We start from the raw sequence: 24698 nt of genomic DNA on the forward strand, positions 1-24698 counted from the left end.
TTGCTCGCGATAGCGGTCTCACAGACACAGCGTCTCTCAAGGCAACCTCTCTGCTACCATGTCGCGCAAACACTCCTGCCGTGACGACGCCAGCCAATGCCCGATGCTCCCCGCTCCGCCTCCCAGCCTGAATTGACCGCTCTGTTCGCCACTGTGCAGCAGCATTTCCAGGACGTGATCGTGCCGCTCTGGCAAGGGCCCGGCTGGAACGCGGACATGGCGCTGCCGTATGAAGCGCTGGACGCCGAGCATCGGCCACTGCCGCCACAACGCTACCGGGCCATGGCTTGCGCACGACAGCTGTACCTGTTCGCCAGCCTGATCGGTGAAGTGCCGGCCGCCGAAGAGCGCGCCGCTGCGCTGTTCCGCTCTTTGCAACGGTATTTCCACGATGCCGAGCACGGCGGCTGGTTCTACAGCATCGATGCCCACGGCGCGCCGCTGGATCAGCGTAAAGACCTCTACACCCACGCCTTCATTCTGTTTGCCTGCGCCCATTACTGGGCCAAGGTTCGTGAGCCGTTGGTGGAATCGGTGCTCAATGCAGCGCTGGAAGTGGTCGCTCAGCGTTTCGCCACAGGCGACGGTCTGTACGAAGCCAGCCTCGACCGCGACTGGTCGTCGCTCAACACCGGACCATTGCAGAACCCGCTGATGCATCTGGCCGAAGCGTTCCTCGCCACGCTGTCGGTACGCGATGATGGCCCGGCCCAGGTCGCGCTCAATGCACTCTGCGAGGCCATGCAAAAGCGCTTCATCGACCCGCAGCACGGGGTGATGATGGAAAAACCGCTGGGGGCTGTGAATAACTGGTTTGAACCGGGGCATCAGTTCGAATGGTTCTTTCTGCTGGCATCATCGGCGGCGCTGCGCGGATCAAAACTGCACGCCTCGCTGACCCGCGCATTCGCGTTCACCGAGCAATTGGGCGTCAATCAGCAGACGGGGGCGGTGCGAGCGATGCTCGACCTTGAGCTGGACGGCAGGCCTCGCGATGAAACCCAACGCATCTGGGCCCAGGCGGAATACCTGCGCGCCCTGACCTTGCGTCCGGGCAGCGAAGCCTTGCTCGAGCGTCAATTGAAAGCCTTGCAGCAGCGCTTCCTGCATGCTGGTGGCTGGTACGAATGCCTGGACAGGGATGGCGCGGTCAGCCGCCAGGACATGCCGTCGACCACGCCTTACCATTTGGCGACCTGCTATCGCGGCCTCGCCGAGTATTTCGGTTGACAGAAAGACCGCCATCGCGAGCAAGCTCGCTCCCACAGGTTCAACGGTGTCCTTGTGGGAGCGAGCTTGCTCGCGATGGCAGCGACACGGTCTTCAGCCAGCAATCCACTTGCGATCACCGGTAAAACTGATGGTCAGCCAACGCGCCGCGTCAGGCTTGCCAAGTTTCGCCGAAATCTGATCGCGCAGTTCATCCAGCGTGGCCACGCCATCAAGCCGGTAATCCGCCGGTAACACCACGTGAATCTCGATGAACCGCGCACGCCCGTGCTTCTGCACATACGAGACGTAGTCGGCAAAACCATGCTCGGCCCTGGCCTCATCCATCACCTGGCGAACCTTGTCATCCAGCTGATCCGGGACAATTCCCAGCACATCGCGTAACGCCGGCCTGAGGATTTTGAACGCCGGCGCGAGCATGCTCAGGGCCAGCAGGATCAGGATCAACGGGTCGACGTAAGCGGCCCATTGGCCATAGCCCTGCGTCTTGAGCAGCAGCGCGGTGAGGAAGCTCACCAGCAAGCCGATCGAGAGCATTGCATCCACCAGCCAACTGATGTTGTCGAACTGGATCAGCGAGGATTTCAACGTGCGATTGCGATAACGGACGTAGAAGAAATAGCCGAAACAGACGACGCTAAGCACCGCCGCAAAAGGAATCACCAGGCCCAGTTCGATCTCGCGGCCACCGTTGATGATGCCGAACATACCGCTGAGAAAGGCGTAGATCGCAATCAGCAACAGGAAGCTGCCTTCGATCAGCAGCACCATCGGTTCGAGATGCCAGAAGCCAAACTGAAAGCGCTGGTTACTTTCCTTGGCGATCAGCTTGGCGGTGATCAGCATCAGGACCTTGATGAAGGTCGCGATCAGCGAAAAAAACCCATCGAACAAAATCGATTGGGAGCCAGAAAAAAAACCCGTGACGATCGCGGCGATCGCCACGGCGAACATCAGGATGGTCGATTGTTTGAGCAGTACCTGCTCACCTCGGTTACTCACATTTGCTCCTTTAAAAACCTTGAAACCGCAGCGTGCGGTGGGGGTTTAAGGAAAGGAGTCTACCTTACGGGCACTTTCGCCTGGCTGAACGCAATCGTCGGAACGCCGCCCGGAGCAAGCTCGCTCCCACATTTGATCTCTGGTGTTAGCAGATCCCCTGTGGGAGCGAGCTTGCTCGCGATGAAGATGACTCGGTTTTAAGCCTTGCCACCGCTGCGGTCGATCGCAAACCCACCCCAGGTCTGACTCACCGGCATCAATTCCAGACGGTTGATGTTGATGTGCGCCGGGGCGTTGAGGACCCAGAAGATCGTCTCGGCGATGTCCTGCGGCTGGATCGGCTCGGCGCCCGCGTAGGTGGCGTCGTAGCGCGCCTGGTCACCGGCAAAACGCACCAGCGAGAACTCGCTTTCACACAGACCCGGCTCGATGTTGCTCACGCGCACACCGGTGCCTTGCAGGTCGCAACGCAGGTTCAGCGAGAACTGTTTGACGAAGGCCTTGGTCGCGCCATACACGTGGCTGCCTGGGTACGGGTAGTTGCCGGCGATGGAACCGAGGTTGATGATCCCGGCGCCGCGACCGTGGGCAATCAGGCGTGGCAGCAGCAGGCGAGTGCTGTACATCAGGCCTTTGATGTTGGTGTCGACCATGGTGTCCCAGTCGTCCAGATCGCACTTGGGCGCCGGGTCTACGCCCAGGGCCAGGCCTGCATTGTTGATCAGTCCGCGCAGCGTGGCAAACGACGGCGGCAGGTTGGCAATCGCCGTCTCCATGGCCTTGCGGTCACGCACGTCGAGCACCAGGCCATGGACCTCGGTCTGCTTCGACAATTCGGCGCACAGGGCATTCAGACGCTCTTCACGACGGCCTGTCAGTACCAGTTTCCAGCCGGCCTCGGCAAAACGACGGGCACAGGCTTCACCAAAACCGGACGTCGCGCCGGTAATAAACAGGGTGTTGGACATCGTGTTCTCCTGGTTTGGGCTGAAACGCAGCCAATGGAATAGAAAATCAACTGGCAGCATGCCCGGCGCGGAGCGCAGCGGCAACCGGGTCAGCAACCCTCACGTCACAGGCTGCGCGCACACTGGATCTGCGAGAAGCTGCCGCCATTGAGGGTGACGACCGTGGGGCTGGTTTTTTCGACCTCGCTGGGGGGCGTCAGGTGCAGCTCCTTGAGGGCGTTTTGCGGGTTCTGCCAGAGGATTTTCTTGTACCTCACGTAACCCGTGGCTTCACCGCCGCCCGTGACGATCCGGATCGTGCTGCCGCCGGGTCGATAGTAAAGGGTGGTGCTGGCACCGGTGCAGACATACACATAATCCTTTTGCGGCGCAGGCAGCAAACCGCCCGATAAACCGCCCACCAGGCTATACAACACAGCACTGATCGCGAAAATACCGACAAGCCCCGCCACCACCGTCACCCAGCCACTGTAGTCGCCGAACAGTCGAGCCAGGCGACGAGGCGGCTCATCGGCAATCGCCTCAATCGCAGGCGCGGGCTGAGCAGTCAGTACGACCTCAGGCTTCACTATCGGTAACGCAACCTTGGTGCCAGGCGGCGCCTGAACCGCGACAGCCGGCGCAACCCGCTGCCTGACGGCCGGTTTCGGCAACCGCGCACGCTGCCGAAGAATGATCCGCGCCTGAAGCACCACATACACCGCACACAACAGCGGCAGCACCTGATTGAGCGCCGGCGACTGGCTGTTGACCCAGCCCGCCACCACCGGATCAGACACTGCAATGTCCCCGGCGACATAGCCCAGCAGTGCCGCACCGATCGACACCAGCAACGGCTGACGCTGCAACAACCGGGTGATCTGCAGGCTGCCAAACATCAGCAGCGGCACGCTCAACAGCAACCCCAGTACCAGATAAAAGACACTGCCCTGAGCCACCGCCGCCAACCCGACCACGTTGTCCATGCTCATGATCAGATCGGCGGTCAGCACCGTGACCACCGCACCACCCAAGGTCTGTGGCGAACTGTCTGACGAGTTGCGCTCTTCGTCGGCCTCTTCCTCAGTCAGCAGTCGTACTGCAATCACCAGCAACAGCACGGCGCCGATCAACTTGAGCCACGGCACCAGCAGCAACCAACCGGCCAGCGTGGTCAGCAATGCCCGCAGGGCGATAGCGCCACTGGTGCCGATCAACACGGCTCGCCGCAGCTGCTCGGGTGGCAACCCGCGGCAGGCCATGGCGATCACCAACGCGTTATCGCCGGACAGGATCAGGTCGAGCAGGAATACCTGAAAGACCATACTCAGCGCGTGCAGCGCACCGTCAAATAACATCGAGCGTTTTCCCGGCAAGAGACTGCGTCATCGAAACATTATCCCAGCGCGTCGCTCAACCCGCTGGTCTGCAGGGAGGTCGCTCATGGTGATCCCTATCGGCCGATGGTTGTAGCCGGCCCGCTCCGAAACTGCTTGAGGAACTCCGCATCAGGCGTCAACACCAGCATCGGCTGGCTCTCCGACAGCGCCTGGCGGTAGGTCTGCAACGAGCGGTACAACTTGTAGAATTGCGGGTCTTTGCTGAACGCCGCCGAGAGAATCTGGTTGGCCGCCGCATCCGCTTCACCATGGGTGATTGCCGCCTGGCGCTGGACCTCGGACAGCAACACCGTGCGGTCACGGTCGGCCTTGGCCTGGATTTGCTGAGCCCATTCAAACCCCTGCGCACGCAGCTCCTTGGCTTCGCGTTGACGCTCGGATTTCATCCGGTCGTAAATCGCCTGGCTGGCCTCCAGCGGCAGATCGGCGCGGTGCAGGCGCACCTCGGTCACGTCGATGCCGAGTGCTCGGGCCTTGTCCGCCACGTCTTTCTCGATGATCGCGACTTCCTGCTGACGATCCGTGGACAACAACGAACGCAGCGATATCTCGCCCAGCTTTCGGCGCAACGAAGAGCTGACCATCTGCGTCAGTTGCGCATTGGCCTGGTCCAGCGTTCCGACCGTTTGATAGAAACGCAGCGGGTCGTTGATCCGAAAACGCGTATAGGTCTCGACCTCAATACGCTTCTGATCGCCAAGAATCACTTGCTCGGCCGGTGAGGCCAGGGTTTGCAGACGGCTGTCGTAGAACACGATGGAATCACTGAACGGCACCTTGAACTTGAGCCCCGGCTCGCCGGCCACGCCCATCGGTGCGCCAAAGCGGATGATCAGTGCCTGTTGCGACTCATCGACGACATAGGCCGATGCGGCCAACGCCCAAAGCGCAATCACGACGATGGCTGCGGCCAGCCATTTGAAGGTGCGGTTCATGGTCGGGCGTCCTTCTGCTGCGGTTTGCCAGGCTCGCTCAGCGGCATGTAAGGCACCACCCCGGACATGCCTTTGCCGGAAGAGTCGATGATGACTTTGGAGGCCTTTTTCAGGACTTCATCCATGCTCTCCATGTACAGGCGCCACGCGGTGACGTCTTTGGATTGCACGTAGCTGTTGTAGACCGAAAGAAACCGCTTGGCCTCGCCCTCGGCCAGGTTGCCGACTTGTGCCTGGTAAGCTTCGGCTTCCTGGGTGATACGCGCCGCGTCGCCGCGAGCGCGGGGAATCACGTCATTGGCATAGGCTTCGGCTTCGTTGCGGGCGCGCTCCTGGTCGGCGCGGGCTCGCTGCACATCGTTGAACGCATCGATCACCTGCGGCGGCGGATCGACCCGTTGCAGTTGCACCTGAGTGATGAGAATCCCGGCCTGTTCGCGGTCCAGCAGTTGCTGCAGCAAGTCCCGGGTTTCATCGGCGATCTGCGCACGCTTGTCGGACATCACCGATTGAATCGGCGTACGCCCAATCACCTCGCGCAGCGCGCTTTCGGCCGCGAGTTTCACCGAGCGCTCCGGGTCGCTGATTTTGAACAGGTAGAGTCGCGCGTCCTTGATCCGCCAGAACACCGTGCAATCGGCTTCGACGATGTTTTCATCTCCGGTGAGCATCTGCTTGTCGCGCGCGCCATTGCTCGCCGCGCTCTGCACACTGCTACTGGTGCCCAGTTGCAGCTGATTGACCTGAGTGATCCTGGGTAACAGGACGGTTTCGACAGGATAGGGCAAGTGATAGTGCAGCCCGGATTCAGCGGTCTGTTGCCAACGCCCGAAGCGCAGCACGATGCCCTGTTCATCCGGCTGAACCTTGTAGATACCGGAGCTGATCCAGGCCAGGAATATCAGCCCGCCGATCAATACCAGGCCCCGTCCACCGAGATCCATCACCGCCAGGTGGTAGCCGATTCGTTGACGCAACCGGCGCGTCGGGCTGACGGGTTCGGCAGGAGCAAAGGCGTTGCTATCGGTCATGCAATGGCTCCATGTCGTCAAATGACGAGCGCCCATTCGGGGGCGCCAAGGCGCGCAGAGTACCTGAACCCAAAACCGCGAAAATGAAAATCCTGTCATGTTCGCTGTACAGAAAACGCTCAACTGCTGCCAGGCCTTGGCCGCTCTGGCTCGTAGCCAACTGCACGCACCTTATCCACAGCCCCGTCCACAGTCTTTGGGGGCAAGTGCAAACCTTGAGACGCGCTATCTACAAGGCTTTGCGGGCAGATTTGAAAGTTTTTTGCTTGACCTGGGCACTGACAAGTGTAGCCAGCATCGGTCGGTGCGACCGACCAGTCACCGAGGCGATGGCTCCACGCCAGTAATTACGGCCCTTTGCCGAGTCTTTCCAGAGTTTAACCACAGACTTATCCACAGGCCGAGCAACGACTTTTCAGCCGGTGGGCGTCGGCAATAAAAAGGTTGACAAGGCTCACTCAAGGCCGCGTAAAAACGCCTGATCAAAAAACAACCACAACCCTGCAAGCCACGCCGTTAAAGGCCTTCAGACAGTTGCTACCATGTTACCCACAGCCAGCTCCACAGCAAACGGGGACAAGTCAAAACTGTGGAAAAACAGCTATTTGCAGCGGCTTTATGTCGCGCTTTAGCAGGTTGAAAATATTGTTTTCCACAATTTCCAGAAAGGGCACCACCGTCCCCTGTGGGAGCGAGCTTGCTCGCGATGACGGCGGCACAGTCAGCATCGAGGTGACTGATCTACCGCTATCGCGAGCAAGCTCGCGCCCACAAGGGTTGATGTGTTTTGGAGATATAAAAAAGCCCCGGCGATTGCTCGTCGGGGCTGGAGACTTCAGCAGATAACTAGTGACCGCCGAGATACGCGTTACGCACCTCTTCGTTCACCAACAGCTCCTTGCCGGTACCGCTCAGGCGGATCTGGCCGTTGACCATCACATAGGCCCGGTCGGACAGCTTGAGCGCGTGGTTGGCGTTCTGCTCGACCAGGAAGATGGTCATGCCGGTGCCCGCCAGTTCGCGCAGGGTGGCGAAGATCTGTTTCACCACGATCGGCGCCAACCCCAGGCTCGGTTCGTCGAGTAACAGCAGCTTGGGCCGACTCATCAACGCCCGGGCGATCGCGAGCATTTGTTGCTCGCCACCGGACATGGTCATCGCCCGCTGATTACGCCGCTCCTTGAGCCGCGGAAACAGCTCGAACATGCGCTGCATGTCCTCTGCAGCGTACTGGTCGCCAATCGGGATCGTGCCCATCAGCAGGTTTTCCTCGACGGTCATGTCAGGGAATACCCGCCGCCCTTCCGGCGATTGTGCAATGCCGTTGGAGGCGATGTAGTGGGACGACTTGTGAGTGATGTCCACGCCGCGGTAGACGATCTGCCCGTCGGCGGCCCGTGGCTGGCCGAAGATCGACATCAGCAGGGTGGATTTACCGGCACCGTTGGAGCCGATCAGGCTGACGGTTTCTCCTTCGTTGATGTGCAGCGAGACTTTCTTCAGGGCCTGGATCGGCCCATAGAACACGTCGATCTCTTTCAGTTCGAGGATCGGTTGAGTCATACCAGCTCCTCTTCATCAGCACCCAGGTAGGCGGCAATCACTTTCGGATCGTTGCGGATCGCTTGAGGGTCACCCTCGGCGATCACGTTGCCGTGGTCCAGCACCACGATGTGGTCGGAAATGCTCATTACCATGCCCATGTCGTGTTCAATCAGCACCACGGTAATGTCGTGGTCGTCGCGCAGATGTCGAATCATCGCGCTGAGCGCCTCGGTTTCCTGCGGGTTGAGGCCCGCCGCCGGTTCGTCCAGACAAATGATCTTGGGCCGGGTGCACATGGCCCGGGCGATTTCCAGGCGGCGTTGCTGGCCGTAGGAAAGCTCACCGGCCAGGCGGTTGGCGCAGTCCACCAGATCGACCACTTCCAGCCAGTAGAAGGCGTGGTCCAGGGCATCGCTTTCAGCCTTGCGGTAGCCTTTGGTGTTGAGAATGCCGGACACCAGGTTGCGGTTGACCCACATGTGCTGGGCTACCAGCAGGTTCTCGATCACCGACATTTCCCTGAACAGGCGAATGTTCTGGAAGGTCCGCGCCAAGCCGGCGCGGTTGATCAGGTGCGTGCCACCGAACATCTTGTAGCGGAGTCGGTTGACGAAGCTTTTCGGCGAAACGAAATCGGTCGCCTTGAACGGTTCCCCGAGCATTTTGATGACGTTGGTTTTCACCCCGCGGGTGTTGAGCTCGATACGCCCGCCAGAGGCTTTGTAGAATCCGGTCAGGCAGTTGAACACCGTGGTCTTGCCCGCACCGTTGGGGCCGATCAACGCGAAGATCGAGTTGCGTTTGACCTTCAGGCTGACGTCGCTCAGGGCTTTGATGCCGCCGAAGTGCATCATCAGGTTCTCTACCGAGAGAATGATTTCATCGCTCATGACGCGCTCCTCTCAGTCAAGGCACCTTTACGCGGGATCACACCAGTACGGCTGATCCGAATCAGGCCACGCGGTTTCCAGATCATCATCAGCACCATGAGGACGCCGAACAGCAACACGCGGTATTCGGCGAAGCCGCGCAGCAGTTCCGGCGCGACCGTCAGCACGAATGCGGCGATCACCACGCCGACGGTCGACCCCATACCGCCGAGCACGACGATGGCGAGGATCAAGGCCGACTCGAAGAACGAGAACGAGGTCGGGTTGACGAAACCTTGATAGCTGGCGAAAAACACACCGGCCAGACCGGCTGTGGAAGCCCCCAGGGTAAAGGCCGAGAGCTTGACCAGTACGTGGTTGAGACCCATTGCGCGGCAAGCGATTTCATCTTCGCGCAAAGCCTCCCAGGCGCGCCCGACCGGCATGCGGGTCAGGCGATGCTTGATGTACAGCACCAGCATCACGACGAGAAACAACACGGCATAGATGAACATGAACTTTATGTTCGGGTTGTATTCGGTCCCGAAGAATTCATGGAAGGGTATCCCGCCATCCTTCGCCACACGCGTGAACTCGATACCGAGAAACGACGGTGATGGCACCGGCATACCGTTGGGCCCTCCCGTGAAGGACAGCCAGTTGGTCAGTATCAGGCGAATGATTTCACCGAAGCCCAGGGTCACGATGGCCAGGTAGTCACCGTGCATGCGTAACACCGGAAAGCCGAGTATGCAGCCGGCCATTGCCGCCATGAGTGCCGACAACGGCAACACGGTCCAGAAGCCCAGGCCAAGGTAGTGATAACCCAGTGCCAGGCCATAGGCGCCGATGGCATAGAACGCCACATAACCCAAGTCGAGCAGACCTGCCAGTCCGACCACGATGTTCAGACCAAGGCCCAGCAACACGTAGATCAATCCCAGGATCACCACCGTCAGCAGGTACTTGTCGGCGAAGATCGGAAACACGATAGCGATCACGATCAAACCCGGGATGATGAAGCGCAGCCGCGACTTGAAATCAGGCGGCAACACATGCACGCCGGAGCCGACGACTTCGAAGCTTTGCTGAACCTTCACACCCTTGGCGGTCTGCAAGAACAGGCTCAAGGCAAAACGCCCGATCATCACCGCCCCGACCATCCAGGCGACACGCGTCGGCTGCAGGTTGTAGCTATAACCTTCAAGTACTACGCCCACGATCGGGCCGAAGACAATCAGGGCAATCAACCCGGCCAGAACAGTGTCGATCAGGCTTTTTTTGACATCGATAGTTTTGTTATTAGCGTCGGACATACTTACACCTTCGCCACAAGTGGGCGACCCAACAGGCCTTGAGGACGGAAAATCAGGATCAGTACCAGCAGCGAGAAGCTGAAGACGTCCTTGTAGTCAGAGTTGATCACCCCGGAAAACAGCGACTCGGAAACGCCGAGAATGATCCCGCCGAGCATGGCGCCAGGCAGCGAACCAATGCCGCCGAGCACCGCAGCGGTGAAGGCCTTTATGCCGATCACGAAGCCTGCGTAGAAATCGAAGGTGCCGTAGTTCACCGTGATCAGGACACCGGCCAGCGCAGCCATGGCAGCACCGATAATGAACACGTAGGAGATCACCCGGTCGGTGTTGATCCCGAGGATCGAGGCCATCTTGCGGTCTTGTTGGGTCGCACGACACATGCGCCCCAACTTGGTGTATTTGATGATGTAGGTCAGCAGGGCCATCCCGACAAACGCGGCGACCAGAATGAAGATCTTGGTGTAGGTGATCTGCACGAAACCGGTACCGATATCGAATCTCAGCCCACCGCTCAGCAGCGTAGGAATACCCTGTTGCCGTGAGCCCTGAGCGATCTGTGCGTAGTTCTGCAGGATCAGGGAAACGCCGATAGCACTGATCAGCGGTGCCAGTCGGGTGGAGTTGCGTAGCGGTTTGTAAGCGATGCGCTCGATGACCCAGCCATACACACCCGTCACGAAGACAGTGAACAGCAGGGTGCCCAGGATCAATAACGGAAAGGATTCGACACCGAAGTAAGACAGCAGAGCCAGGCTGATCGCCGCGAGGTACGCGGAAATCATATAAACCTCGCCGTGGGCGAAGTTGATCATGCCGATGATGCCGTAGACCATTGTGTAGCCGATGGCGATCAGGCCGTAGACCGAACCGAGAGTCAAACCGTTGATAACTTGTTGCAGGAAAATACCGTCCATCATGCACTCTCACTAACTTGAGAGGCCACCGCGAACCCGGTGTCGATGAGCCCTTGTGAGGCGCACCTGGCCAGGTTCATGTGGCTCAGAAGAAAAATACCGGGTCGGCATGATTGCAGAACCCATGACCAAAGCCGGACCTGCGCCCCACGACGGATATCGAGAGACCCAGGCCTGGCGATGCGCTTATCTCACTTCTGTTTTTCCAGCTGGTGGTATTTGCCCGCAGCATCCCACTGGTAAACCACGTAGTCGGAGATTTTCAGGTCGCCCTTGGTATCCCATTCCTTCTTGCCCATCACGGTCTCCACCGGATGCGCTTTCAGCCATTTAGCAGCGTCTTCGCCTTTGTTTGTCTTGGCACCGTTGAAGCCGGCAGCCAGGGCCTGTACCGAAGCGTAGGCGTACAGGGTGTAGCCTTCAGGCTCGTAACCGGATTTGCGGAAGGTTTCCACGACAGCCTTGCTGTCTGGAATCAGACGCGGGTCAGCGCCAAAGGTCATGTACACGCCGTCGACGTAAGGAGCACCACCGGCAGTCGTGACCATTTCGTCAGTCACGATGCCGTCATCGGACATGAACTTGACGTCTTTCAGACCTTGCTCGCGCAGTTGGTGGACCAGTGGACCGGCTTCCGGGTGCAGGCCGCCGAAGTAAAGGACGTCAGCCCCTACCGAACGGACCTTGGTGATCAGGGCGCTGAAATCTTTCTCGCCACGGGTCAGACCTTCTTCAAGAACCGGTTTCACGCCACGCGCGGTCAACTGCTTGGCAGTCGCGTCCGCCAGGCCTTTACCGTAGGTGTCCTTGTCGTTGATGACGGCAACTTTCTTGCCTTTCAGGACGTCGACGATGTAGTTACCCGCGACGATACCTTGCTGGTCATCGCGCCCGCACATACGCATCATGGCAGGCAGGCCGCGCTCGGTGACCGCCGGGTTGGTAGAGCCCGGAGTGATTGCGATGACGCCGGCGTCGGAGTAGACCTCGGAAGCAGGGATGGTCGACGACGAGCAGAAGTGCCCGACAACGCCGATAACCTTGTCCTGGACCATTTTGTTCGCAACAGCCACAGCCTGTTTCGGTTCGCAGGCGTCATCGCCCTGGACCAGAACAATTTTTTCGCCGTTGATGCCGCCCTTGGCGTTGATTGCATCCGCCGCAGCTTGCGCACCTTTCATATATTGCAAGCCGAAGGAAGCGCTAGGACCGGTCATCGGACCTGCCACACCAATTTTGACATCAGCCTGAACAAACGAAGAAACACCCAATGCAGTAGCGACTGCGAGTGCCAGAAAACCTTTCCTGTAAAACGTCTGCGACATGTGATGGTGCTCCTGAGGTTTTTTAGTTAGCACAGCAACTTCAGCGGAAGCTTTGATTCAGCTACAAAGCGCAGAGCAAGTGGCGTGCCATCAGTTTTTTATTCTTCAAAAAGTCGCTGCTTTATTGTTATTACGACTGTTTCGGGCCCTTTTTCATTGGGCGTGCAACCGTCTAAACCGCGGAAGGTGAAACCATTTCATTTTTTAGGCGCAACCCGAGCGCGCCATCATTGCAACCGCGGTGCCAAACGACGTGCAACCAGCCTGTAACAGCGTGCGTCACCGAACTGCACACTGCCGGTGCGCAACTGCTACAACACGCACCATTACAGGCTAGCCGCTACGCCGAAAAGCGCCGCTTCCCGCAACATATTTCCTCGATCAGATGACAATCCGCAGGCACTGGCCCGCGTGATAGAGCGAAAACCCGGCCTCGTACAGACAACTGCGCAGGCCCACCCCGGCCAATGGCTGCATGGGGGCGAAGGGAATCGGTAGCGCCTGAGGATTTCCGTTACACAAATAATCGGCAAAGGCTTTACCGACCACCGTGCCAGTGGTCACGCCACGGCCGTTGTAACCGGTGACTGCCACTAAACCGGGCGCCGGCTCGAACAACCGCATCAAGTGATCGGGGGTAAAAGCGATGCAACCGGTCCAGATACATTCCCAATCCACTGGCTTGAGATAGGGGAAATAATGCTGCTGTACCCGGTCGGCCCAGGCTTTGAGGAACCACGTGGGTTTCTGATTGCCATTACCGAGGCTACCGAGCAACAACCGACCGTCTTTGTCGCGACGAATACTGCTGAGCACCTGACGGGTGTCCCACGAACCCTGGCCACCGGGCAAGATTAGCTGCGCGGCCTCTTCGGTCAGCGGCTTTGATGCCACCTGATAGTAATAACCGGGGAAGAAATTGCGCCGCAACTCAGTCCAATCGCCCTCGGTGTAGGCGTTGGAGGCGATCACCACCTGCTCGGCCATGACCGAACCCTCGGCGGTTTGCACCGACCAGCGTTGGCCCTGACGTTCGAGCCGGGTGACCGCTGAATGGTCGAACAGCTGACCACCCAGGTCCGCGGCAGCCTTGGCCAGACCGCTGGTGTAGGCCATTGGATTGAGCGTACCGGCGCGGCGGTCGAGCAACGCGGCGGCAATTTGTTTGGTCCCGGTTGCTTGTTCACAAGCAGCACCGGTCAACAGTTCCACGGGCGCGCCGCGGCGTTTCCATTGTTCTTCACGACTGCGCAGATCGGCCTCGCCACGGGCGTTGTGGGCCATGTGCAGCGTGCCTTCGCGACGCAACTGGCAATCGATGTTGTATTTGTCGATCAGACTGAACACCAAGGCAGGTGCCGCCCCGAGCATGCGATTGAGCTGACTGCCGATCGCTTCGCCGAACCCGGCTTCGATCTCGTCCGGGGGAATCCACATCCCGGCGTTCACCAACCCGACGTTACGCCCCGAACCGCCCTGCCCGCAGCGCTTGGCCTCGAGCACGCAGACGCTTTTACCCTGCTCCAGCAAATGCACCGCCGCTGACAACCCGGTAAAGCCGGCGCCGATCACACAAACGTCCGCCGTGACCTCACCCTTGAGCGCCGCACGGTCAGGCCGTTGCGGCGTCAGTTTTTCCCATAAGCATTCGTCCGATAACGGCATTGCCAGACTCCAAAAATGAAACCTAACCACCACACAATTCAGTGTGGGAGCGAGCTTGCTCGCGATAGCAGTTTTCCAGTCACCTCCATGTCGGATGTGCTGCCGTCATCGCGAGCAAGCTCGCTCCCACAGGGGATCCTTGTTTGACTCAAGCCTCAGTCGAAGGTAATCCCCTGGGCCAACGGCAACTCCAGCGAATAGTTGACGGTGTTGGTCTGGCGACGCATGTAACCGCGCCATGCATCGGAACCGGACTCGCGACCGCCGCCGGTTTCTTTCTCGCCACCAAAAGCGCCACCGATTTCCGCACCGCTCGGGCCGATGTTGACGTTGGCGATGCCGCAGTCGCTGCCCACCGCCGACATGAACTGCTCGGCTTCACGCACGTCGGTGGTAAAGATGCACGACGACAGGCCTTGCGGCACCGCGTTGTTCAGGCGCAGCGCTTCGGCGAAGTCTTTGTAGCCAACCACGTACAGAATCGGGGCGAAGGTTTCGCTGCGCACCACATCGCTTTGCTCTGGCATTTCGACGATGGCCGGCGAAACGTAGTAGGCGTTCGGGAACTTGTCTTCGAGCTGCCGCTTGCCGCCAAACACCCGGCCGCCTTCGCTCAAGGCTTGTTCCAGCGCGTCCTGCATGTTTTCAAAACTGTGCTTGTCGATCAACGGACCCACCAGGTTGCCTTCCAGCGGATGACCGATGCGCACTTTGGAATACGCGGCCTTGAGGCGGGTGACGATCTCTTCCTTGACCGACTCGTGGGCGATCAGGCGACGCAGGGTGGTGCAACGCTGACCGGCGGTGCCGACCGCACTGAACAGAATCGCCCGCACGGCCATGTCAAGGTCGGCGCTTGGGCCAAGGATCATGGCGTTGTTGCCGCCCAGTTCCAGAATGCTGCGAGCAAAACGCGCGGCGATTTTCGGTGCCACTTCGCGCCCCATGCGGGTGCTGCCGGTGGCGCTGATCAAGGCCACACGCGGGTCGTCCACCAGCGCTTCACCGGCATCGCGGCCACCGATGATCACTTGGCTGAGGTATTGCGGCGCATCGCTGAAATTCTTCAAGACGCGCTCGAACAGCGCCTGGCAGGCCAGTGCGGTCAGCGGGGTTTTCTCCGACGGTTTCCAGATCACCGAGTTGCCGCAGACCAGCGCCAGCGTGGTGTTCCAGGCCCAGACCGCAACCGGGAAGTTGAACGCGCTGATCACCCCGACCACGCCCAGCGGATGCCAGGACTCACGCATGTGGTGGCCCGGACGTTCGGAGGCGATGGTCAAACCGTACAGTTGACGGGACAGGCCGACGGCAAAATCGCAGATGTCGATCATTTCCTGAACTTCACCCAGACCTTCCTGAGTGATCTTGCCGGCTTCCCAGGAAACCAGTTCACCGAGATCGGCCTTGTATTCACGCAAAATGTCGCCCAGTTGGCGCACCAGTTCACCACGACGTGGGGCCGGGACCTTGCGCCACAGGTCGAACGCATGCTCTGCGCGACTGACCTGCTGCTCGACTTCAGCGGCGCCTTCCCAGTTCACCGAGGCAATCTGGCTGCCGTCGATCGGTGAATGCACGGGCTGTTTGCCGTTCTGGTACAGGGCCGGGTTCACCCCCAAACGATCAAGCAATGCGGCAACCATGGGTCACTCCTTCAACGTGAAAAGCAGAAAATTCACAGCCCGCTGACAAGGGGCTTCAGGCCTTTAGTTGTAGCCGGCCTGAGACTTGCCAACAAACGACCTTTAGGCGAGATATCATTCCGTTTATTCATGCAAAGCGTTGCAACAAGAACAAGGGACCACCCATGCTGAATAAACGCCACTTGCCATCGATCACCGCGTTGCAGTGTTTCGAGGCGGTCACCCGTCACCTGAGCTTCACCCGCGCCGCCGAAGAGTTGAACCTGACCCAAAGCGCCGTCAGCAAACAGGTCGCGCAACTCGAAGAGCTATTGCAGCATCTGCTGTTTCGCCGGGTACGTCGACGCCTGCAAATGACTCCGGCCGGGGATTTGTACCTGGTTGAAGTGCGAAAGATCCTCACACAAGTCGAGATGTCGACCCACTATCTGCGCTCCTACGGCGGCGAGACAGAAGTATTGCGCGTGTCTACGCCTTCAACCTTCGGCGCTCGTTGGCTGGTACCACGCCTTAAAGGCTGGCGTCTGCGGCATCCGCATATTCATCTGGACTTGTGTAACGAGCAGGAAGCCGACGACCTGCTGCAAGGGCGCAGCGACCTGGCGTTCTATTTCGGTCAGGGTTCGCGACCGGGCACCGAATGCCTGAAGCTGTTCGGCGAAGAGCTAGTGCCGGTTTGTGCACCGGGTAGCCTGCCGGAGCAGCCATTTACTGACCCGACGCAACTCAGCGATCTGGTATTGCTGCAAAATGCCTCGCGGCCGCAGGCCTGGCACGATTGGTTCGACAGTCAGGGATTCCAGACCGAGCACAGCTATCACGGCCCGCGTTTCGAAACCTTTTATATGTGCATCCGCGCAGCGCAAGTCGGCTGTGGCGTCGCCCTGTTGCCACGGTTTCTGGTGGAAGAAGAATTGGCCGACGGCAAACTGGTCATTCCCTGGCAACACGCGATGCCGAGCAGTGATGCCTATTACCTGGCGTATCCCGAACATTCGGCGGAAGTGCCCAAGGTCCGCGATTTTGTGACGTGGATGCTGGAGCAGATAGATAGTCCAAACACCTCCCCACCGTAGGCGGGGTATAAATGCAAAAAACGCTGGCAATGCAGCCCACCGATATGCGCCACTAGCCCCATTCATTGAAACAGCTGAAACGTCGCTGCCATCAGCGGCGGCCAGCATGGAGATTCCCGTTATGAGCGAGAGTGTGTTTGCCGATCGCATCGTGCAGAACTTGCTCGACACCGACTTCTACAAACTGACCATGATGCAGGCGGTGCTGCACAACTACCCCAACGTTGAAGTCGAATGGGAGTTCCGCTGCCGTAACAGTGAGGATCTGCGCCCCTACCTGGCGGAGATTCGTTTTCAGATCGAGCGTCTTGCTGAACTGAGTCTAAGCGCCGATCAGTTGAGCTTTCTGGAACGTATCAGCTTCCTGAAGCCGGATTTCCTGCGCTTTCTCGGATTGTTCCGCTTCAACCTGCGTTATATCCACACCGGCATCGAGAACGGCGAGCTGTTCATCCGCCTGCGCGGGCCGTGGTTGCATGTGATTCTGTTCGAAGTGCCGCTGCTGGCGGTGGTCAGCGAAGTGCGCAACCGTTATCGCTACCGTGAAGTCGTCATGGAACAGGCCCGCGAGCAGCTCTATCGCAAGTTCGACTGGTTGAGCGCCAATGCCAGCGCCGAAGAACTCTCGCACCTGCAGGTGGCGGATTTCGGCACCCGTCGGCGCTTCTCCTACCGCGTGCAGGAAGAAGTGGTGAACGTGCTCAAGCATGACTTCCCCGGACGTTTCGTCGGCACCAGCAACGTGCACCTGTCCCGCGAACTGGACATGAAGCCGCTCGGCACCATGGCTCACGAATGGATCATGGCCCACCAGCAACTCGGTCCGCGACTGATCGACAGCCAAAGCGCCGCCCTCGATTGCTGGGTTCGCGAATACCGCGGCCTGCTGGGGATTGCCCTGACCGATTGCATCACCACCGATGCTTTTCTCAACGACTTCGACCTGTATTTCGCCAAGCTCTTCGACGGTTTGCGCCATGACTCCGGGGACCCGATTGCCTGGGCCGAAAAAGCCATCGCCCACTACCATAAGCTCGGTATCGAGCCGATGAGCAAGACGCTGGTGTTCTCCGACAGCCTGACGCTGCCCAAATCGCTGGAGATATTCCGGGCGTTGCGCGGTCGGATCAATGTCAGCTTCGGTATTGGCACCAACCTGACCTGCGATATTCCGGGTGTCGAACCGATGAGCATCGTGCTTAAAATGGCGGCATGCAATGGTCAACCCGTCGCCAAGATTTCCGATGAAGCAGGCAAGACACACTGCAAAGACCCGAATTTTGTCGCCTATTTGCGACATGTGTTTCAAGTACCTGCCGCCCTCTCTGGCACATCAAGCAAGGAGTGAATTCATGCAAGCCGTACAGCGTGAGATTGCTGAACAGCTCAAGGTCCAACCGCCTTTCGCCGACGTGGCAGCCCTGGAGGCTGAAGTCACACGGCGGATTACCTTTATCCAGGATTGCCTGGTCGACTCCGGGCTCAAGACACTGGTGCTGGGCATCAGCGGTGGCGTCGACTCGTTGACCGCCGGCCTGCTGGCCCAGCGCGCCCTGCGCGAATTGCGCGAGCGCACCGGTGACGCGAGCTACAAGTTCATCGCCGTACGTTTGCCGTATGAGACCCAGTTCGACGAACACGATGCGCAAGCCTCGGTGGATTTCATCGCCCCGGATGAGCGCCACACCGTGAACATCGGCCCGGCGGTCAAGTCGCTGGCCAATGAAGTCGCCGCATTCGAAGGCAAGCACGCAGTCTCGGTGGATTTCGTCCTGGGCAACACCAAGGCGCGGATGCGCATGGTCGCGCAATACACCATCGCCGGCGCCGCCCACGGCCTGGTGATCGGCACCGACCACGCAGCAGAGGCGGTGATGGGCTTCTTCACCAAGTTCGGTGACGGCGCCTGCGACCTCGCCCCGCTGAGCGGCCTGGTGAAAAACCAGGTCCGCGCGATTGCCCGCAGCTTCGGCGCACCGGAGTCGCTGGTGGAAAAAATCCCGACCGCCGACCTTGAAGACCTGTCCCCCGGCAAACCGGACGAAGCGTCCCACGGCGTGACCTACGCCGAGATTGATGCTTTCCTGCACGGTGAGCCGGTGCGTGAAGAGGCGTTCAGGATCATCTGCGATACGTATCGCAAGACCCATCACAAACGAGTGATGCCGTTCGCGCCGTAAGTGGTGGTTGGAACGTAAACAAAAAACCCACTGGGGGAGTGATCCACAGTGGGTTTTTCATTGATAGCATTGAGATCGTCCACGATAGCGACGCTAATATACGAGCTATGTTCAGATAACCCTAAAGTGATAGCTATGTGGCACTAACCCTCCGCTGTAGGAACCCAACGCTCTGAAATCATGAATATCACTCGTCAACCCATTCACCGGGAACTCCCACCTTCCGTCAGGCTTGACTCCGGGATTGCCCAGCACGGCATTCCTGTTGCGAATCTCTATTGCCTCACCCGCCGCTCCGGTACCGGCCAGGACTACCGAACGATCACGGGTAGTGCCATTCCACGGGATAAAGTTGCCCGATGAGTCTCTCGCCACGGTGATGATCGTGACCCGCGGATCGACCACAATAAACCTGCGATCGTGTGTATTGTTGGAACCAGCCACCTTGATGATGTAAAGCCTTTCTTTCAGCCCTGTCAGTTGCTTTTTCCACACGCCCTTATCGTCAGCGGTGGCTGTATCCTCAAAGCCATAATTATCAGAAATGCTGACTTCCTGATGGGGTGACGCCTCTCCACTTACCTCAACCGTAGTCGAAGCTGTGTAGCTGGCATATCGAACGTCATTGCCATCAACGTCTGTGGCACTGCGTATCCATGGCTGCCCCGCTACTGCCTTCACCGTCACGGTCCAGGTATTGGAGTCCTCTCCGCTGGCGATAGCCTTGATCACGTGCGTGTCCGGGTTCAATCCAGTCAACTCGTACGTCCACGCCCCGTCTACAGCCGTGACCGTGTCCTTCAAATCGTCGCCAACAAAAATCTCCACCGTAACACCCACGCCCGCCGTGCCCTCCAGCTTCAGCGTGGTGTCGGTGGTTTCGCCATTGTCGACAACAGGGTTGTCGTTGGAGTCCGTCACCTTGGTGATGACCGGCTTTACTACCTCGACATTTTTAACGGTATAAACCCGCTCCTCGAAATCAAACGCCTGAGTCTCATCGTCTTCCTGGTTCAGTGCGACCTTGACGATGACCTTCAGCGGGGAGCCATTGAGTAACGCCCTGAAGTAGTCGTAAGGCACCTTCACCTCGCGATAACCGCGAGTGATCCAGGCCCCATCCACTGGCTCCGATTGCAGCACGGTGAGCGGGTGATCGACATCACCGACTTTCTTGCCATCCAGGGATATCCAGCACAGTTGTTTCTCGGCAATCAGCGGCCAGTTTTCCAAGCGCAGCGTGCGGTCACTATTGCTGTTGGTAAGGTCCAACTCATCACCCTCACCGTTGTTCTGCGCCTCGAGAATTCGGGCTGCTTTCAACTCGCTCTGCGGCAGGGGAAGCACGTTGAGAACCAGTGGCGGCTCAGAGGTTTTATCGTCCTCACCGTCCCGTATGATGGTGTACGTCACCGTCATTTTTTTGCCCAGCAGGAACGCAACGACCTTCTTCTCCAAATTCAGCGACCTGGGGTTTGTCGGCCCCAGAGGCAACGTGACGCTCTTGGACTTTCCACCTTCCGGGGTACCGGGCTCACCCGCGATCTCGACATAGAACTTGTCATCTGGCAGCAGTTTCATCGTCGGTATCAGCGCCTTGAACTTCTCGATGGTGCCAAACGAGTCCAGATCATGGTCACCGGCCATCGGCTCGAGCTTCAACTGGTCGAGATCCGGGATTGGGGCGCGTGTTTGGGGAGCGGTAACTTGAGCAGTCATGAGCAATCTCCTTCTCGCAAGAGTCGCCGCAACGTGAGCGGCAGGGCTGACGCTCATCTAGCACCCGATTCCGCCATGCTGCCTACTGTCAGAAATAACAGGTAGATGCCGATTTCAGACAAGCGGTAGCAGGTGGGTGATGCCGTTCGCGCCGTAGCAGGTGGCGGGCACAATGAAGCCCACTCGAAGAGTGAAAGTTTTACCGGACACGACTGATCAACGTCATCGGACGTCTGTCACCGCAGTGGGGATGGATTCCGGACTGGACGAGTAACTAAGATGCATGAAAGGTGACATTGCTCCGGCCCCATAAAGCGCTTGAACCTTGATCCGAGGAGTGCCACCAGGTGTGAGGGCCAATGCGTAGTTCCACACTCCGTCAGCATCAGCTCTGAAGCGGTCACGGGGGGTACCCCCTCTAAAGATTTCGAGTTCCCCATAGTCTCTGGCTGTCCCGGCTAACTTGACCGTCTGGTCATAAGTCGAGCCATAAAAGGGAATAGCGCGATCGAAGGAGTCAGTGACTGATGTAATGACAGGGGTTCCAGCCTCCACAGCATTTAGATGCCAGGCATACGATTCCAAATCATGGCCATAAAGTGCCTTGACGAAAACGATGTAGAGTTGTTTTTTCAACCCGGTCAAGGTGCAATGCCATACCCCGTCAGAGCCCACACTGGCTTTCTCCTTGAGACCTCCCGTGGCCCATACCTCGACCTCTTCATCAGGGACGGCTGTCCCCATCAACGTCACGGTAGTCTCAAGCGTCGCCCCGTATTCCGGGATATCCTCGCCTCCGGAGTCCGTGACCTGGGTGATAACGGGAACGCCTTCTCTCCAAAACCAAACCAGCCACATCGCTGAGTACGCACCATCAGACGCGATGGCGCCGAATCTCCCCAACTGTCTTGTCTTTCTGAACTCGTACTCCCACATACCGTCACTATCAGCAATGACGGGGTCCATAGAGTCATCGTGAAAAACCCTGACCTCCTGACCGGCAGCAGCGGTACCCTTAAGTTTCACGCCGTTCGTGGTTGTGTGCCCTCCATTACGGATCTCCACGCCGTTGAGGTCTGTCATGGAGATGATCTCGGGCCTCACTACCAAGGCGCTTTTAACGGTATAGCTTCGCACCATTGAACCGTGCGCCGCCGGCTCGTCATCAACCTGATCAAACGCAACCTTGTACTCGAGCGTCAGGTCCGATCCATTGGTCAGTCCCTTCAGCTCACTGTAAGGAACTGGCCTCTCGATGTAGCCCAGGGTGATCCAGTTCTGATCGACTTGCCCCTTGAACAGCGTTTTATCGTAGCTGTCGCCATTCGCCTTCTCGCCCTTCAGCACGACCCAGCACCATTGGCCTATGGCAATCAGCGGCCAGTTCTCAATGTGCAACGTCCGGTCTTCGGTGTTGGTGGTCAGATCCAGTTCGGGACCGCTACCGTCGTCATCCTTCCCGAAAATCCAGCCCGTCTTCAGATCCTCAGGCTGAAGGTCGAGTATGTTCAATTCGAGCGTCTCGGACGTTACCGACGTTTCGCCGCTACGATTGACCGTATATTCCACCTCCATCTTTTGACCCAGATTAAACGCGACGACCGATAGTTCCAGATTCAAGGTCCTGAGATTCGGCGGGCCGAACTGCAACGTAGGGCTGGTGTACGAACCCCGCGGTTCGGCGCTGTTCCAGCCCCTGAGTTCGACGAAGAACTCGTCGGTCTCCAACAATCCCTGCGACAACCGTTTTATTTCTGCGGTCAATCGGCCGGTTTTGTGGACCTCCATAGGATCCAGGTTGATGCCATCCGATTGCCTGATGCCCGGTGTATCAAGAGTATCCGGGATGGCAGCGCGTGTTTTGGGAGCGATAACTTGAACGGTCATGGGCAAGTTCCTTCTCGAAAGGGTCGCCGCGACGTGAGCGGCAGGGCTGACGCTCATCTGACACCCGATTCCGATGGGCTGACCACTGTCAGAAATAACAGGTAGACAGTGGTTTCCGACCAGCGGTAGGGATGATCTCGCCAGGACACTCAGCGAATTTTGCTCGCGCACAAGCAAAAAAAACGCCCCTGAGGGGCGTTTTTCATTTCAGCCAGGGCTGCCTGATTACTTCAGGACAACAGCGCCTTTCATCATCGAGTTGTGGCCCGGGAACGAGCAGAAGAACTGATAGCTTTCGCCAGCGGTCAGCTTCGACACGTCGAAGGTCACCGAGTCTTTCTCGCCGGCACCGATGATTTTGGTGTGGGCGATAATGCGCGTGTCGCCTTCTTTCAGGTAGTTCTTGTCGATGCCGGCGGCCATGCCGTCGCCAGCAATGCCAGCCATGTCTGCGGTTTTGCTCAGCACCCAGTTATGGCCCATGACGTTCTTCGGCAAGCTGCCGGAGTGGGTCAGGTTGACGGTGAAGGTTTTGCAGCTCTTGTCGATGGTGATCTCCTTCGTGGTGAAGGACATCTGATCGGTGGAGTCGACATCGACCTTGCACTCCGCAGCCATCAATTGGCTGCTGGCCAGTGTCAGCAGGGATACCGCAACGAGTTTGGCAAACATGGTGAATCTCCAAGGCAGGGTTAACAAAATCCGTATCGCGTAAAGACTGCCTGAAATTTTCGGAAGTTCCTATGACTTGCATCAAGAATTGTATACAACTTTCAGGCTATGACATTGATCGAAACAATTAACCGGCCAGACGTCTGGTGCGCACCTATGATCGGTTTGTCATCCCACTCTGGAGCGCCCGTCATGTCCTTCAATAGCCTGTTGTGCAGTTTGCTCGCCGCCTACGCCTGTGGCGCCAGCGGCACCTATGAAGCCCACCGCTACGAGGATTAACCCTTGGAACGCCCAAGGTCAGCCATTATTCTGAAGTCATCACTGACCATGGAGTAAGGCATGTCTTTAGCGTCTGTTTGTGTATTTTGCGGCGCCAGCACCGGCACTAACCCGGCGTATCGGGAAGCCGCGATCGCCCTCGGCCAGGCGCTGGCCCGGCGCAAGTTGACGCTGGTGTACGGCGGTGGCGCCGTCGGCTTGATGGGCATCGTTGCCGATGCCGCGCTGGCAGCGGGTGGCGAAGTGATCGGGATCATTCCCGAAAGCCTGAAGAACAAGGAAATCGGCCACATCGGTCTGACACGCCTGGAAGTGGTCGACGGCATGCACGCACGCAAGGCGCGTATGGCAGAACTGAGCGACGCGTTCATCGCTCTACCGGGCGGTCTCGGCACGTTTGAAGAGTTGTTCGAAGTCTGGACCTGGGGCCAGCTCGGTTACCACGGCAAACCGCTGGGATTGCTGGAAGTGAACGGTTTCTACAGCAAACTCACTGCATTTCTTGATCATGTCGTCGGCGAAGGCTTCGTTCGCGAGCATCACCGTGACATGCTGCAAATGAGCGAATCGCCGCAAGATCTGCTGGATGCACTCGATGCCTGGAAACCCGTGGTGCAGCCAAAATGGGCCGGGCAAAAACCCAGCTAACCCTTGCCCCCGGTTTAAAGGCAGAATACGCGCCGCTCAACCTCACCTTCGACCCCAGAGGATCGCCCATGGCTAAACCTAATTACTCCTTCGCCAAACGTCAAAGAGACTTGGCCAAAGAGCAGAAGAAAGAGGAAAAGTTGCAACGCAAGAAAGCTGCCGCCGATGAAGAAGCCGGCGCACTGAACCCGGATGCAGAAGGTGAAGTGGTTGCTGATGACGCTGTTGAAGCACCGAAAGATCAGGCGCCCGACGCCTGAGACCCACAGGGTTTGATGTTCTGATCAAACCCACCGGATCTGTGTCCAGGGTCGGCAGTCATGCTGCCGACCCTCACAGGCCAGCCTGAAGTACCCCACAATCCTTGTGGGAGCGAGCTTGCTCGCGATAGCGATTTCCCAGTCGC

21 protein-coding genes are annotated in these 24698 nt (G+C 58.5%); 6 read left to right on the forward strand and 15 right to left on the reverse strand.

All coding sequences use genetic code 11. The annotated features are described in order from the left end of the window. Positions 1-96 precede the first annotated feature (96 nt). Entirely contained in the window at positions 97-1230 is a 1134-nt protein-coding gene (locus BK659_RS03545; RefSeq protein ID WP_123423748.1) for an AGE family epimerase/isomerase, read from the forward strand. Positions 1231-1323: 93 nt separating this feature from the next. Here BK659_RS03545 and BK659_RS03555 read toward each other — a convergent pair whose 3' ends face one another. From BK659_RS03555 to amaB, 12 genes are all read right to left on the reverse strand, one after another. Beyond that, complete coding sequence (locus BK659_RS03555) at positions 1324-2232, reverse strand: cation diffusion facilitator family transporter (protein ID WP_123423750.1); 909 nt, start codon at positions 2230-2232, stop codon at positions 1324-1326. Positions 2233-2429: 197 nt separating this feature from the next. Beyond that, positions 2430-3200: an SDR family oxidoreductase gene (locus BK659_RS03560; protein ID WP_123423751.1), complete on the reverse strand. Its 771-nt coding sequence runs from the start codon at positions 3198-3200 to the stop codon at positions 2430-2432. Between the two features lie 104 nt (positions 3201-3304). Beyond that, complete coding sequence (locus BK659_RS03565; RefSeq protein WP_123423752.1) at positions 3305-4537, reverse strand: TerC family protein; 1233 nt, start codon at positions 4535-4537, stop codon at positions 3305-3307. 95 nt (positions 4538-4632) lie between these two features. Beyond that, positions 4633-5514, reverse strand: a complete 882-nt coding sequence (gene hflC / locus BK659_RS03570; RefSeq protein WP_123423753.1) for a protease modulator HflC — start codon at positions 5512-5514, stop codon at positions 4633-4635. Continuing rightward, entirely contained in the window at positions 5511-6545 is a 1035-nt protein-coding gene (gene hflK / locus BK659_RS03575) for an FtsH protease activity modulator HflK (RefSeq protein ID WP_123423754.1), read from the reverse strand. Before hflK ends, hflC begins: the two co-directional genes overlap by 4 nt. Before the next feature lie 846 nt (positions 6546-7391). After that, positions 7392-8108, reverse strand: a complete 717-nt coding sequence (locus BK659_RS03585) for an ABC transporter ATP-binding protein (RefSeq protein ID WP_123423755.1) — start codon at positions 8106-8108, stop codon at positions 7392-7394. Beyond that, positions 8105-8980, reverse strand: coding sequence for an ABC transporter ATP-binding protein (locus BK659_RS03590; RefSeq protein ID WP_123423756.1), 876 nt, complete (start codon positions 8978-8980; stop codon positions 8105-8107). Before BK659_RS03590 ends, BK659_RS03585 begins: the two co-directional genes overlap by 4 nt. Next, complete coding sequence (livM, locus tag BK659_RS03595; RefSeq protein ID WP_123423757.1) at positions 8977-10275, reverse strand: high-affinity branched-chain amino acid ABC transporter permease LivM; 1299 nt, start codon at positions 10273-10275, stop codon at positions 8977-8979. Before livM ends, BK659_RS03590 begins: the two co-directional genes overlap by 4 nt. A gap of 2 nt (positions 10276-10277) precedes the next feature. Beyond that, a complete protein-coding gene (locus BK659_RS03600; RefSeq protein WP_123423758.1) occupies positions 10278-11192 on the reverse strand; it encodes an ABC transporter permease subunit in 915 nt (304 codons plus the stop codon). 191 nt (positions 11193-11383) lie between these two features. Beyond that, positions 11384-12517, reverse strand: coding sequence for an ABC transporter substrate-binding protein (locus BK659_RS03605; RefSeq protein ID WP_123423759.1), 1134 nt, complete (start codon positions 12515-12517; stop codon positions 11384-11386). A gap of 381 nt (positions 12518-12898) precedes the next feature. After that, entirely contained in the window at positions 12899-14182 is a 1284-nt protein-coding gene (gene amaA / locus BK659_RS03610) for an L-pipecolate oxidase (protein WP_123423760.1), read from the reverse strand. A 155-nt stretch (positions 14183-14337) separates the two neighbouring features. Then, positions 14338-15828: an L-piperidine-6-carboxylate dehydrogenase gene (gene amaB, locus BK659_RS03615; RefSeq protein WP_123423761.1), complete on the reverse strand. Its 1491-nt coding sequence runs from the start codon at positions 15826-15828 to the stop codon at positions 14338-14340. A 164-nt stretch (positions 15829-15992) separates the two neighbouring features. Here amaB and BK659_RS03620 point away from each other — a divergent pair, with 164 nt between their 5' ends. From BK659_RS03620 to nadE, 3 genes are all read left to right on the forward strand, one after another. After that, positions 15993-16904, forward strand: coding sequence for a LysR family transcriptional regulator (locus BK659_RS03620; protein ID WP_123423762.1), 912 nt, complete (start codon positions 15993-15995; stop codon positions 16902-16904). A 121-nt stretch (positions 16905-17025) separates the two neighbouring features. Beyond that, positions 17026-18252 carry a nicotinate phosphoribosyltransferase gene (gene pncB, locus BK659_RS03625; RefSeq protein ID WP_123423763.1) on the forward strand — a complete coding sequence of 409 codons (1227 nt, stop codon included), beginning with the start codon at positions 17026-17028 and terminating at the stop codon, positions 18250-18252. Between the two features lie 4 nt (positions 18253-18256). Then, positions 18257-19084, forward strand: a complete 828-nt coding sequence (gene nadE, locus BK659_RS03630; RefSeq protein ID WP_123423764.1) for an ammonia-dependent NAD(+) synthetase — start codon at positions 18257-18259, stop codon at positions 19082-19084. Between the two features lie 111 nt (positions 19085-19195). On the opposite strand, the gene BK659_RS03635 is transcribed toward nadE, so the two are convergent. From BK659_RS03635 to azu, 3 genes are all read right to left on the reverse strand, one after another. Beyond that, positions 19196-20803 (reverse strand): hypothetical protein, encoded by a 1608-nt coding sequence (locus BK659_RS03635; RefSeq protein WP_123423765.1) that lies wholly within the window; start codon positions 20801-20803, stop codon positions 19196-19198. 222 nt (positions 20804-21025) lie between these two features. Beyond that, on the reverse strand, positions 21026-22690 hold the full coding sequence (locus BK659_RS03640; RefSeq protein ID WP_123423766.1) for a hypothetical protein: 1665 nt from the start codon (positions 22688-22690) through the stop codon (positions 21026-21028). 225 nt (positions 22691-22915) lie between these two features. Then, on the reverse strand, positions 22916-23362 hold the full coding sequence (azu, locus tag BK659_RS03645; protein WP_123423767.1) for an azurin: 447 nt from the start codon (positions 23360-23362) through the stop codon (positions 22916-22918). Between the two features lie 342 nt (positions 23363-23704). On the opposite strand from azu, the gene BK659_RS03650 reads away from it, so the two are divergent. Next, positions 23705-24292 (forward strand): LOG family protein, encoded by a 588-nt coding sequence (locus tag BK659_RS03650; protein WP_123423768.1) that lies wholly within the window; start codon positions 23705-23707, stop codon positions 24290-24292. Between the two features lie 68 nt (positions 24293-24360). Then, positions 24361-24552, forward strand: a complete 192-nt coding sequence (locus BK659_RS03655; protein WP_019691520.1) for a hypothetical protein — start codon at positions 24361-24363, stop codon at positions 24550-24552. Positions 24553-24698 lie beyond the last annotated feature (146 nt).

It is taken from the genome of Pseudomonas brassicacearum, from assembly GCF_003732225.1.
Taxonomy (GTDB): Bacteria; Pseudomonadota; Gammaproteobacteria; order Pseudomonadales; family Pseudomonadaceae; genus Aquipseudomonas; species Aquipseudomonas brassicacearum_E.